General features: G+C 63.5%; 10 protein-coding genes. 2 read left to right on the top strand and 8 right to left on the bottom strand.

The genetic code is table 11. From position 1 onward, the window contains the following. Positions 1-781 precede the first annotated feature (781 nt). Together ACN2XU_RS15495 and ACN2XU_RS15500 are read right to left on the bottom strand one after the other, a co-directional pair. Positions 782-1,390: a glutathione S-transferase family protein gene (locus tag ACN2XU_RS15495; RefSeq protein ID WP_419411356.1), complete on the bottom strand. Its 609-nt coding sequence runs from the start codon at positions 1,388-1,390 to the stop codon at positions 782-784. 60 nt (positions 1,391-1,450) lie between these two features. Beyond that, positions 1,451-2,347 (bottom strand): isopenicillin N synthase family dioxygenase, encoded by an 897-nt coding sequence (locus ACN2XU_RS15500; protein WP_419411357.1) that lies wholly within the window; start codon positions 2,345-2,347, stop codon positions 1,451-1,453. A 116-nt stretch (positions 2,348-2,463) separates the two neighbouring features. Between ACN2XU_RS15500 and tpiA the strand changes: the two genes are divergently transcribed. Next, entirely contained in the window at positions 2,464-3,207 is a 744-nt protein-coding gene (gene tpiA / locus ACN2XU_RS15505) for a triose-phosphate isomerase (protein ID WP_419411358.1), read from the top strand. A 159-nt stretch (positions 3,208-3,366) separates the two neighbouring features. Here the strand turns inward: tpiA and ACN2XU_RS15510 are convergent, their stop codons facing one another. The 5 genes from ACN2XU_RS15510 to ACN2XU_RS15530 form a co-directional block, all read right to left on the bottom strand. Continuing rightward, positions 3,367-4,842: a TRAP transporter large permease gene (locus ACN2XU_RS15510; RefSeq protein ID WP_419411359.1), complete on the bottom strand. Its 1,476-nt coding sequence runs from the start codon at positions 4,840-4,842 to the stop codon at positions 3,367-3,369. Positions 4,843-4,846: 4 nt separating this feature from the next. Continuing rightward, complete coding sequence (locus ACN2XU_RS15515) at positions 4,847-5,536, bottom strand: TRAP transporter small permease (protein WP_419411360.1); 690 nt, start codon at positions 5,534-5,536, stop codon at positions 4,847-4,849. Between the two features lie 152 nt (positions 5,537-5,688). Continuing rightward, the gene (locus tag ACN2XU_RS15520; RefSeq protein WP_419411361.1) at positions 5,689-6,693 is read right to left on the bottom strand and encodes a DctP family TRAP transporter solute-binding subunit; all 1,005 of its coding nucleotides are present in this window, start codon (positions 6,691-6,693) and stop codon (positions 5,689-5,691) included. A 303-nt stretch (positions 6,694-6,996) separates the two neighbouring features. Then, positions 6,997-8,232, bottom strand: a complete 1,236-nt coding sequence (locus tag ACN2XU_RS15525; protein ID WP_419411362.1) for a sigma-54-dependent transcriptional regulator — start codon at positions 8,230-8,232, stop codon at positions 6,997-6,999. Positions 8,233-8,353: 121 nt separating this feature from the next. Beyond that, positions 8,354-10,090, bottom strand: coding sequence for a sensor histidine kinase (locus tag ACN2XU_RS15530; RefSeq protein WP_419411363.1), 1,737 nt, complete (start codon positions 10,088-10,090; stop codon positions 8,354-8,356). Between the two features lie 80 nt (positions 10,091-10,170). On the opposite strand from ACN2XU_RS15530, the gene ACN2XU_RS15535 reads away from it, so the two are divergent. Continuing rightward, positions 10,171-11,343 carry a cytochrome P450 gene (locus ACN2XU_RS15535; protein ID WP_419411414.1) on the top strand — a complete coding sequence of 391 codons (1,173 nt, stop codon included), beginning with the start codon at positions 10,171-10,173 and terminating at the stop codon, positions 11,341-11,343. Between the two features lie 34 nt (positions 11,344-11,377). Here ACN2XU_RS15535 and ACN2XU_RS15540 read toward each other — a convergent pair whose 3' ends face one another. Further along, positions 11,378-11,833, bottom strand: coding sequence for an Lrp/AsnC family transcriptional regulator (locus ACN2XU_RS15540; RefSeq protein WP_419411364.1), 456 nt, complete (start codon positions 11,831-11,833; stop codon positions 11,378-11,380). Positions 11,834-11,894: the final 61 nt, after the last annotated feature.

An 11,894-nucleotide genomic window follows, 5' to 3' on the forward strand; every position in this document is an offset into this window, starting at 1 on the left:
ACATGGCACCCTGCGCCGCCCGCCGCGATCAAATCGAGGATCGCGCGGGCGTCATATTCCCGGTGCGCGACGCCATCACCGGGAGCGGAATTCGCCGCGAGCAGTGTCGCGACCGCGGCCTTCCCCGGCGACTGCGTGTTCGTCAGAGGCACTCCGCGAGCGTTGATCTTGGCGCCCAGTCCGCGACGAGATCGGCCAATGGTGTGGACCGCCCCCTTTTGGAGTGACCTTACGCTGTGCCCGGATATCGGACCGTCGATGAACGCCATCCTGTCGCGGGATTTTCTGGTAAGCGTTTGAAAGGTCTGGTCTCAAGCGCTCGTCTTGGCCCACTTGCAGACCGTTGTGCAGGGACCGTAGCGCCCGGCAGGACCCGCCACGGGGACGCGGTCCTGTGCAGCCGGAAAATCGCGTTCAGACGCCGCCCTTTCCACACCGCGCCGCGTCTTCGGCAAAAGGGCTGGATCAGCCCCCGTTCAACATCCGACAAATCGAACCGTGCCATCATGGTCGCCTGCCTGGGGACAGCGAATCGGACATCCGTCCGCCAGTGGCTCCCGTGAAAAGCCACGCATCCTAAGCGATCCCGAAGGCTCCATGGCTCTGGCGCACGGAGCATTGCGGCATTTGTGAGTGCCGCGGACGGCCCCGCGCGGCGTGACGCAGCCCCGGACCTGATCCGAGGCCTCATCGCAAACCACATTGTCTTTGCGCAGGGAAACAACGCGCCCCGCTCCGCGACACAGCGACTTCATGGCCACACAAGGCCAAGCGCCTTCCCTTAGGCCGCGACCAACCCTTCGTCATAGGCTGCGGCTGCCTGCCAGGACGGATGCGCCATGCAGCGGTCGATCCACGCCTGAACACAGGCCTGCTTTGGTGCAAAGTGCCGCATCCACACGAACGGCGACGCCAGCAACAGATCCGCAGCCGAAAAACGCTCGCCCATCAGGTAGGGTTGATCCTCCAAAGCCGTAATCAGCACTGCCGCCATTTCGGTCGGTCCACGAAACGACACCTGGTGCATCGGCCCCGGATCGCCGGAGACGGCTGCCACGATCACCGGCTCCATCACGTTGCCGTAATAGGCCATCCATGACAGGAACCGCCCATAATCCGGCGTCCCCTGCACCGGCGCCATGCCCGCCTCCGGAAACAGCATGCACAGATGGATCATGATCGCGTTACTCTCGCGGATCGGCACACCATCATGCACCAGAAGGGGCACCTTGCCCTCCGGATGCGGGTTTTCCGGGTCGATCCGGCCACTGCCATCGGCGCGCTTGACGTCGACAGCGCGGACCTCGACCGCGTCGCGGGCATCAAGCGCTTCCAGCAGTTGAATGATCCGTGTCGAGCGGCTTGCGGGGGCGTGGTACAGGGTAAGCATTGGAGGGATTCCTTATGGTGTGTTCACCTGTTCCTACCCCGGCTCTCCTGTCAGTTTTCGTCAGGAGGGTTTCTTGAGGTGCAGATACGTCTCGTTGAACCGCTTCTCCAGATGCTCGCCCGCGTGGATCACCCGGCCCGATCCCATCGGCGCGACATTGGTTTCCCAATTGGGATTGAAGAACAGCGGCACCGAGATACGCTCCTCAGCCGTGCCACGCACCCGGTGCAGCGTCGCCTTTACCCGACCGCCCGTCCACATCTCCAGCATTTCTCCGAAATTGATGACGAACTCGCCGGGCCCGGCCTCGATGCCGATCCATGCGCCGTCGCGGCCCAAAACCTCCAACCCGGCCACGCCATCGGTCCCAAGGAGCGTCAGACAGCCGTAGTCGGTATGGGCGGCAATGCCGAAATCCTTCTCCCCGGCCCAATCCGGACGCGGCGGGTAATAATTCCCCCGTAGCAGCGCCATCGGCCGGTCAAAACGATCGTCGAAAAACCCGCGCTCCTCGCCAATCGCCTCGGAAATTCCACGCAGCAGCCCCATCGCCACCCCCAACGCATCGCGGTAATAGGCCTCGATCACGGAGCGAAACCCCTCGGGCCGCAACGGCCAGAGGTTGGGCGCATAGACAGCGCGATCCGACCCCGGCACCGCGAACCCGCAGTCGAAAACCTGCTTGTAATCGGGGTTGGCCTCAGGATCGACCTGCTCAGAGCCGGCCGCACCCCATCCCCGGTTCGACCCGGTCCGCGCCATGTCCACCGCCTGTTTTTCCGCCAGCGGCAGCGCGAAAAATGCACGATAGGCCGCAAGCACAAACCGCATGCGCGCCGCGCCAATGCCGGTGTTGTGAACGGTCAGAAAGCCGATCTCCTCGACCCCTTCGCGCAACGCGGCAAGGGTCTGCGGATCACGCATCGCAATCTTGGCGGCATCCAGTCTCGGTATCATCTCGGCACCTCTCGACCTCTGCTTTTCCTTGTCATCTCGCCGCGCCGGGCGCAAGCGGCCTTGACGCCGCGTCCCGCCGCGCGATGATGCAGGCAAACCTTTGAAAGGAAAACGACATGAGACGCAAACTCGCCGCAGGCAACTGGAAAATGAACGGAACGCGCGCCGCGCTGAGCGAGATCGCAGCAATGGCAGAGGCTGCCAAAGGCGCAGCCGAGGTGCTGATCTGCCCGCCCGCCACCCTGATCGCAGAGGCCGCTGGAGCCAACACCGGCGTCGCCATCGGCGGACAGGACTGCCATGCGGAGGCCAAGGGCGCACACACCGGCGACCTCTCCGCCGATATGCTCAAGGACGCGGGCGCGAGCCATGTGATCCTCGGCCATTCCGAACGCCGCGAGGATCACGATGAACACGACGACCATGTGCGCGCCAAGACCCGCGCCGCCTGGGAGGCGGGCCTCGTGGTGGTGCTGTGCTGCGGCGAAACCCTGGCTGAACGCGAGGCACAAAACACGCTCGACATTATCGGCGGACAGCTGGCCGGCTCCATCCCGGACGGCGCCACCGGCCACAATCTCGTGGTCGCCTATGAGCCGATCTGGGCCATCGGCACCGGCAAGGTCCCCACCACCGACCAGATCGGCGAAGTCCATGACTTCATCCGCGCCCGCCTCGAAAAACGCTTTGGCGAAGGCGTCGGCCGTTCGGTCCGCCTGCTTTATGGCGGCTCGGTCAAACCCGCCAACGCCACGGAGATCTTCGCCGTCTCCAACGTCGACGGCGCGCTTGTCGGCGGTGCCTCGCTGAAGGCCGCAGATTTCGTGCCGATCATTGAAGCCCTGAACGCCAGCGCCTGAGGCACCGTCAGCATTTTGGATATTTGAACAGAGAAGAAACAGGGCGCCGTGCATTGATCTTCTTCTCTGGAAAAATATCCCCGCCGGAGGCATCCTCCATAAGAGAAAAAGGCGGCGCCCGGGATGGAGCGCCGCCTGTTATGTTGCATGGTCGGAAGCTTACTCGGAGGCGGCTTCCGGTGCCGGCGTGCCCATGACCGCCTCGCAATAGGCTTTCTCAAGAGGCTCGGAGGGCACGACCCCTTCACAGCGCACCTGCGCTCCCATCACTGCGTTCGGAAGCACTGTCGAGATTTTCGGGATATAGGTGACCATGATCAGGAAGACGAAGAGCACGGCAAGGAAGGGCAGCGCCGCCTTGACCACGCGCATCATAGGCATCCCGGCCACGCCGGACGTGACAAAGAGGTTGAGGCCCACCGGCGGGGTGATCATGCCGATTTCCATGTTCACCACCATGATGATGCCAAGGTGGATCGGATCGATCCCGAGCTGCAGCGCAATCGGGAAGACCAGCGGCGCCACGATCACCAGCAAGCCGGACGGCTCCATGAACTGCCCTCCGATCAGCAGGATCACGTTGACGATGATCAGGAACATGATCGGCCCGAAGCCCGCATCGAGCATGGCCGCCGCGATCTGTTGCGGGATCTGCTCATCAGTCAGCACGTGCTTCAGGATCAGCGCATTGCCTATGATGAACATCAGCGTGATCGTCAGCTTGCCCGCCTCGAACAGCGTCTTGCGCGTGTCGCGGTGGAAGAAGCCGGTGATCAGCGCAACGGGTTTGTCCATCAGCGTCAGCTTGCGCCCATTGCGCTCTTCATTGAGCGGCCCCATGTCGCGGTAGACGAAGGTCGCCACGAGGAAGGCATAGATCGACGCGACGGCGGCCGCTTCGGTCGGCGTGAAGACTGCGCTGGTGATACCGGGAATGCCGTAGATCCCGACCATGATGATCGCGATAAGCATCAGGCCCCAGAACGCGTCTGCAAAGCTGTGCCAAACCTCGCCCCATCCCTGCCATTCGCCTGCGGGCATGTTCTTGATCCGCGCCATGATGTAGATGGTGATCATCAGCATGCTGCCTGCCATCAACCCCGGAATGACCCCGGCGAGGAACATCCGACCCACGGAGACATCCGTGGCGGAGGCATAGACCACCATCACGATGGACGGCGGAATGAGGATGCCGAGCGTGCCGGCATTGGCGATGACCCCTGCGGCGAAGTCCTTGGTATAGCCGACCTGCCGCATCGCCGCGATGACGATCGAGCCGATCGCCACCACGGTCGCCGGGGACGAGCCAGACAGCGCGGCAAAGATCATGCAGGCAAAAACCCCCGCGATCGCCAGGCCGCCGCGCAGATGTCCGACGCAGGCCACGGAAAAACGGATGATCCGCTTGGCCACGCCGCCCGTCGACATGAAGCTTGACGCAAGGATGAAGAACGGAATGGCCAGCAGCGTGTAGTGCCCCGCCATCGCCTGAAAGAAGCTCTGTGCGACGGAAGCCAGCGAGGCATCCGAGAGCACCAGCAGAAACACGATCGACGAAAAGCCGAGTGAGACGGCAATCGGCACACCGATCAGCATCAGTCCGATGATCATGACAAAGAGGAGAACAACGTCCATTTCCTCAATCCCCCTTGTTCAGATGAGCGACGTTTTCAATTTCGTCCTCGGCTTCGTGGCTGACGATCAGGCTGTCCTCGGTGCCCTTCCAGATGCGGATCGCCGCCTGGATGAAACGCACGAGGACAAGCAGCATGCCGAAGGGCAGCATGAAATACGGGATGAAGCGCGGGATCTTCTCATAGGTCTCGCCTTCGTTGATCATCGGCTCGATAAAGCGCAGCCACTGCGGCATCGGAATGTCCACCACTTCGTACCACGACCGGTAGGACGTGCGTGTCATCTCCTCGAAGCCGGTCGGAAACCAGCGCCCTGAGGTCTGCGGCAGGTTGGCGAAATTCGCCCAGTAATCCCACGCCCCCTTGAAAAGCAAGATGGCATAGGCAATGCACACCGCCGCCGCGATCAGGCCAAACGTCCGGCGCAGCCCCGGCGAGACGATGTTGAGCACCGCATCCACCCCGAGGTTGGCGGTCTTCTTGATCGTGTAGCCAAGCCCGAACAGCACCAGCCAGGCAAACAGGAAATTCGTCGCCTCGAAGCCCCAGATCAGGCCGGTGTTGAATCCGTACCGCAAGACAACGTTGGCGAAGGTGATCAGGGTCATCAGACCCAGGATCAGCGCGATGACACTCTCTTCCAGTTCGTCCATGAAAAGGCCGAACGGCGAGCGATCGTGGTCGGTTTTAGACATGTCCCCTCTCCCGCAGGTCACCGGATCGAACGCCACAGGGCCGGGCAGATCCCGGCGTGACGAGGTTGGTCAAATCCGATGGGTGTGGCCGCGCAGCGGCGCAGCGAATGGCCCGGCCCCGCGCGGATCGCCGGGGCCGGGCCGAAAAGAGTTTAGTGCTTGGCGTTGATCGCCTGTGCCGCGTCGATGTTCTCCTGACCGACGTCGCCCACGAACTGCTCCCAGACCGGCTTCATCTTGTCGAGCCATGCCTGACGCTGCTCCGGGGTCAGCTCACGGATCACGCCGCCCGCATCCAGAACCGCTTGACGCGCTTCCTGGTCAACCTGGCTGACCGCCGCGTTGCGCTCTTGCGTCACCTCATCGACGATCGTCGTCAGCTGCGTGCGCACATCCTCCGGCAGGCTCTCCCACCAGTCGATCGAGGTCACGAGCATATAGTCGAGCGCCCCGTGGTTGGTCTCGGTGGTGCCGTCCTGCACTTCAAAGAACTTCTGGCCGTACACGTTGGACCAGGTGTTCTCCTGCCCGTCGACAACGCCGGTTTGCAGCGCGCCATAGACTTCGGAGAAGGCCATCGGCTGCGGGCTTGCGCCAAGCGCCTCGAACTGTGCCTTGAGCACTTCGGACGGTTGCACGCGGAACTTCAGGCCATTGGCATCCTCGGGCAACATCAGCGGCTTGTTGGCCGACATCTGCTTCATGCCATTGTGCCAGAACCCAAGGCCGAGCAGACCGCGACGCACCATGGATTCCTTCATTGCCTGACCGGTTTCGGACGCCTGGAATTCGTCCACGGCCTCGATGTTCTTGAACATGAACGGCAGGTCGAAAATGCGGAACACCTTGGTGAACTGCTCGAACTTCGACAGCGACGGCGCGGCCATCTGCACATCGCCATTCAGCATCGCTTCAAGAACCTGATCGTCGTTATACAGCGTGGAGTTCGGGAAAACCTCCATGCAGGCCTTGCCGTTCATCTCGTCGTTGACGCGCTGCTGAAGCAGGGAAGCGGCGATGCCTTTGGGGTGGCGATCGGTGTTGGTCACGTGGCTGAGCTTGATGACGATCTCACCATCGTCGCAGGCGGCCATTGCGCCATTGGCACCGGTCATCAGCGCGGCTGCCGCCACGGCGGACATAAGGAAATTCTTCATGGGTATCCTCCCAGATACGGTCAGTTTGGGGCACCCCTCCTCGGGAGCCCGGGTGACCTCACCAGACCGTGAGCCGGGATTCGGTTCAAGAGCGTGCTGCGGGGATTCGCAAAATACTCGTAAAGCACTTTTATTTCAATGATTTGAAACGATCACCTGGCTTTGCGGCCCGATCCTCCCCCCAATGTGTGTGCGAAATCCCGCACATCCGTTAGCGCCCATTGTGCGAAAATCCGCACAACTGCCCGCAACAGACTCGCCACGCGCATAGCGCCACAAGCTGCGCGCCGCGTACATGACGGATCAGGCCCGTTCCCGGCGGTAGTCCTCCGGTCTCAGCCCATATTTCGCCAGCTTGTCATAGAGCGTCTTGCGCGGCAGTTTCAGCGCCTTGGCCGCCTCGGACGCCTTGCCGTTGTGCCGCCCCAGTGCCGCGGCCAGCAACATTTTCTCGACCTGCGCCAATTGCTCGGCAAGCCCAAGATCGCGCGAAATCGCCAAGTCCTCCGGCATGCCGAGCACAAAGCGCATCGCCGCCGACATCAGAGAACGCGCATTGCCAGGCCAGCGCTGCGACATCAGCGCCGCCATGTGATCGGGCGTGACCACCGGCACCGGCACACCCGCCTGCTCCGCCGCCTGCGCCACGTAATGGGTAAAGAGCACCGGAATATCCTCCGGCCGCTCATCCACCGTCGGGATACGCACCCGGCAAACCTCCAACCGGTAATAGAGATCGGCGTGGAAGCTGCCCTCCGCCACCCGTCCGGCCAGATCCTCGGTCGCACCGCCAATGAGCACGACCCCGCCCTGCTCCATCCGGTCGAGCAGCGCCAGTTGCACATCATCGGATGCCGCGCCGATCTCATCGAGGAACAGCGTGCCGCCATGGCTCGCCTCCCAGAGCGGCTCCAGCGCCTCGCGCGTCAAGCCAGAGGCCGCGCGCTTCTCGAACGGTGCCTTGGCCCGGACACTGGACAAATGGATGACCTCGGCGACCTTCGACACGCCGGAGCCAGGACCGCCCCGGATCAACACATCGGTGCCCGCCTGCGCCGCTGCGCGCACGCGCCCTCGCAGCTCCTCCACCGCCAGCGATGCCCCGAAAATCATCCGCGCCGCCGGGTCGCCGGTCTCGCGCGCCGCCCGCAACGCCCGGTCCTCCAGAACCAGCGCCCGCGCCGCCATCGCCCGGCCGACGATCGCGGTCAAATCCGCCGCCGAACAGGGTTTTTCCAGAAACCCGAAGGCGCCCTCTCCCATGGCCCGCACCGCCATGGGAATATCGCCCTCCCCGGTCAGCAGAATGACTGGCAAATCGGCATCCTGCCCCTGTGCGTATTGCAACAGATGAAACCCGTCGCGCCCCGGCATGCGCACGTCCGACAGGATGACACCGGCAAACTCCGGCCCGATCCGGTCCTTTGCCTCCACAAAGGAGCCAGCAGTGATCACCTCGTGGTCTGCCAATTCAAGCGTCTGCCCCAGCGCCTCACGCACCGCTGCATCGTCATCGACAAGCAAAACCTCGCGGATCATGCCCAACGTCCCTGCTTCTTCTCTTTCCAAATACTCAAACCGGCGCAGCCGCGAAACGCGGCATGGCGCGCCGCGCGCCCCCGCTCAGACATCCTGCCCTCCCTTTCACGCGAATGCCCCCTCACGCAACCGCCTCCTCGCGCCAATACTCCAACTCAACGGTGAAGATCGCCCCGTTCGCCGTGTTCGTGCCGCGAATATTGCCGCCGAAACTCTGCACCAGACCGTAGGAAATCGACAAGCCAAGCCCCATGCCGCCGCCCACTTCCTTGGTCGAATAAAATGGCTCGAAGACCTTTTCGGGATCGGCAATGCCCGGCCCGGTGTCGCGCACCGTCACCGCCAGCCGTGGCCCGCTATTGACGACAATCCGGATCAGCTTGTTCTCCTGACCAATCATCGCATCCGCCGCATTGTTGATCAGGTTCACGAACACCTGCCCAAGCCGAACCTCCCCGCCAAGCGCAAAAACCGGTGTTTCGGGCCGCTGCCAATCGAGCACAACGCCATCCGCCTGAAGCCGCGCCTCGGTCAATTCCACCGCCGTGTCGATCACCGCGCCGAGGTCGACCCGCCCCATCGGCTCGCTTTCATTCCGTGCAAAGGCCCGCAGATTGCGGATGATCCGTGCCGCGCGTCCCGCCAGCGCCGCGATGCGCGACAGGTTCTCGCTGGCCTTCTCCGGCTTGCCGCGCGCCAGGAACGCCTCGCCGTTCTCCGCGAACTGCCGGATCGCCATCAGCGGCTGGTTCAGCTCGTGACTGATGCCCGCCGACATCTGTCCCAGCGCGCTGAGCTTGCCCGCCTGCACCAATTCGTCCTGCGCCCGTTTCAGCGCGGCCTCCGCCTCCTCGCGCTCTGCCACCTCGCGGCGCAGCAGCGCATTGGCCTGCGTCAGATCCTGCGTGCGCGCCCGCACCCTGTCCTCCAGAACCACATTCGCCTCCGCCAGCGCCCGCCGCCGCGCTGTCGCCCAACTCAGCAAAGCCCCGAAAAACAGGCACAGAGCCGCAACAGAGGCCGCCTGCAAGGTCGCCACACGCCGTGCTGGCGCCGCATCGAGCAACACCTCGCCGGTCATGTCGATCACCGGAATATCCTGCTCCAGATGCAACGCCACCGGCGGCACATAGGGGCTGAGCCGCTGATGCCAGATTTCATGCCCTGCCGTCCAATCGCGCAGGATCGGGCGCGGCGGCTCGCCCGGCGGCGCCAACCCCTGGGCCTCGACCCGCCAGCCAAGAAATTCGGAGCGGTTGGTGATGAACACCGCACCGGCCCGATCGCGGAAGAAAACCGCCGGATTGCTGCCGCCCCAATCCGCTTCCAGATCGTCGATATCGACCACCACGACAAGAACGCCGCGCACCCGCCCGCCCGGCGCAAACGAGGGCGCCGCATAAACATAGGCCCGACGGCCAAAGCCGAGATCGCTGCCGTAGGCACTGCCTAGCGCCCCGTGCAAAGCACGCTGGAAATAGCCACTGCGCGACAACCCCTCGGGCGCCTCGCCAAAAGCCGAGGCCAGCACCCGGCCCGCCGGATCGAGATACACCGCCGTCAACGCCCCGGTCTTGTCCGCCATCTCCAGAAGCCGCGCCTGCGCCGCGCTGCGCGAACCGCCCGCATGCACCGCCGCCAGCGCCGGATGATCCGCCAGAAGCACCGCCGCCATCTGGTAGCGGCGCAACTCCGTCACCAGCCGGTCCGACGCCAGCGCCAGATCCGATGCCGCCCGGCCCGCCAACTGATCCAGCGCCTGACCATAGCCATAATGCCACACGCCGAGGCTCAGCCCCGCCACGGCCGCTCCGGATAGCAACAAGGCCGCCCCGCGTTTGATCGGATCGTTCCACATGCACCGGTTTTTACGGCGAAACCACGCCCGAGGCGATACCCCTCTTGCCAATCGCGCGCGCCGGTTTCATGGATGCAGCCATGCAGAGCTTCCAGCAATCCCCGACCGACCCGGACTTTGTCCAGAGCCCCTATCCGTTCTACGACCGCATGCGCGCGACTGGCGATCTTGCGTTCTGGACCGATTACGACATGCCCTGTGCTGTCAGCTTTCGCGCCGTTCAGGCGCTGCTGCGCGATCGCCGCTTTGGTCGCGAGGTCCCGCCGGCGCAGGCGCCCCGGATCCCGCCGCACCTGCGCCCCTTCTACGCGGTCGAGGCGCATTCCATGCTGGAGCTTGAACCGCCCCGTCACACCCGTCTGCGCGGGCTTGTGCTGCGCGCTTTCACCTCGCGCCGGATCAAGGCCCTCGCCCCCGAGATTGCCGCGCTCAGCCATACGCTGATTGACGCCCTGCCAGCGGGCGAGACCGACCTGCTCACCAGTTTCTGTCAGCCGCTTCCGGTCATTGTCATTTGCCGCCTGCTCGGTGTGCCCGAAGACATGGCGCCGCAGCTTCTGGCGTGGTCGAACGACATGGTCGCGCTCTATCAGGCCCGCCGTGACCACGGCATCGAAACCCGCGCCGCGGCCGCCGCGCAGGCCTTTTCCGACTTCATGCGCGGTTATGTCGAAGAGCGTCGCTCGCGTCCCGCCGATGACCTGATCACCCATCTGATCGCCGCCGAAGAAGACGGCGAAAAGCTCTCCACCGACGAGTTGATCACCACCTGCATCCTGCTGCTGAATGCCGGGCACGAGGCGACGGTGCACACCATGGGCAACGGCATCAAGACGCTGCTGGAAACCGGCACGCCGATCACCGGGGAAACCGCCGAGGCCGTCACCGAAGAGATTATGCGCTTCGATCCGCCGCTGCACATGTTCACCCGCTATGCCTATGAGGAGATTGAGGTTTTCGGCCATACCTTCCGGCGCGGCGATCAGGTTGCCCTGATGCTTGGCGCGGCGAACCGCGATCCCGCCGTCTGGTCCGATCCGAACAGCTTCGACCCGGCGCGTCCCGCGACAAGCCACACCGCCTTTGGCGGCGGGCTGCACTTCTGCGTCGGCGCGCCGCTCGCCCGGTTGGAGCTGCAAATCGCCATGCCGATCCTCTTCGCCCGCCTGCCGGACCTGCGGCTTGCGGAGCCGACGCGATACGCGAACCTATACCACTTCCATGGGCTGACCCACTTGAAAGTCGGCACGTAACCTTTTGCTTTTTATTGGTAAAATACCCCGACCGTCACAGCGGTAGCTCGGTCGTCGCCTTGATCTCTTCCATGGAGAGCAAGGCGGTGACGTTGTGCACCTTCACCTCTGAAATCAGCGCCTGGTAGAAGACATCATAGGCACGCGCATTGCGCACCCGCACCTTCAGGATGTAATCAATGTCCCCCGCCAGCCGGTGCGCCTCCTGCACTTCCGGCCGTTCGCGCAGCGCCTTCAGGAAGGCCTGCTGCCAGTTCGCATCATGCTCTGACGTGCGGATCAGAACAAAGAAAGTCGCCTCGAATCCAAGCGCTTCGGCATCGAGCAGCACCGTCTGCTGACCGATCACCCCGGCCTCGCGCATCTTGCGGATTCGATTCCACACCGGCGTCTTCGACGAGCCCACATCCTTGGCGATTTCATCCAGCGATTGGCTCGCATCGCGTTGCAGCGCACGAAGAATTTTCCGGTCGGTTTCGTCGATTTTCATCTTTGTTCCAATCTTCCCGGCAAACCGGGACAAATCCATCCATTTCTGAAGCCATTAGAAC

The organism is Pacificoceanicola niger, assembly GCF_048553275.1.
Lineage (GTDB): Bacteria > Pseudomonadota > Alphaproteobacteria > Rhodobacterales > Rhodobacteraceae > Pacificoceanicola.

Bases quoted from the DNA above. Each gene is read 5' to 3' on its own strand.
- ACN2XU_RS15525 (WP_419411362.1), bottom strand. From the start codon at position 8,232: ATGATCCGCGAGGTTTTGCTTGTCGATGACGATGCAGCGGTGCGTGAG.
- ACN2XU_RS15515 (WP_419411360.1), bottom strand. From the start codon at position 5,536: ATGTCTAAAACCGACCACGATCGCTCGCCGTTCGGCCTTTTCATGGAC.
- ACN2XU_RS15500 (WP_419411357.1), bottom strand. From the start codon at position 2,347: ATGATACCGAGACTGGATGCCGCCAAGATTGCGATGCGTGATCCGCAG.
- ACN2XU_RS15540 (WP_419411364.1), bottom strand. From the start codon at position 11,833: ATGAAAATCGACGAAACCGACCGGAAAATTCTTCGTGCGCTGCAACGC.
- tpiA (WP_419411358.1), top strand. From the start codon at position 2,464: ATGAGACGCAAACTCGCCGCAGGCAACTGGAAAATGAACGGAACGCGC.
- ACN2XU_RS15520 (WP_419411361.1), bottom strand. From the start codon at position 6,693: ATGAAGAATTTCCTTATGTCCGCCGTGGCGGCAGCCGCGCTGATGACC.
- ACN2XU_RS15535 (WP_419411414.1), top strand. From the start codon at position 10,171: ATGCAGAGCTTCCAGCAATCCCCGACCGACCCGGACTTTGTCCAGAGC.
- ACN2XU_RS15530 (WP_419411363.1), bottom strand. From the start codon at position 10,090: ATGTGGAACGATCCGATCAAACGCGGGGCGGCCTTGTTGCTATCCGGA.
- ACN2XU_RS15510 (WP_419411359.1), bottom strand. From the start codon at position 4,842: ATGGACGTTGTTCTCCTCTTTGTCATGATCATCGGACTGATGCTGATC.
- ACN2XU_RS15495 (WP_419411356.1), bottom strand. From the start codon at position 1,390: ATGCTTACCCTGTACCACGCCCCCGCAAGCCGCTCGACACGGATCATT.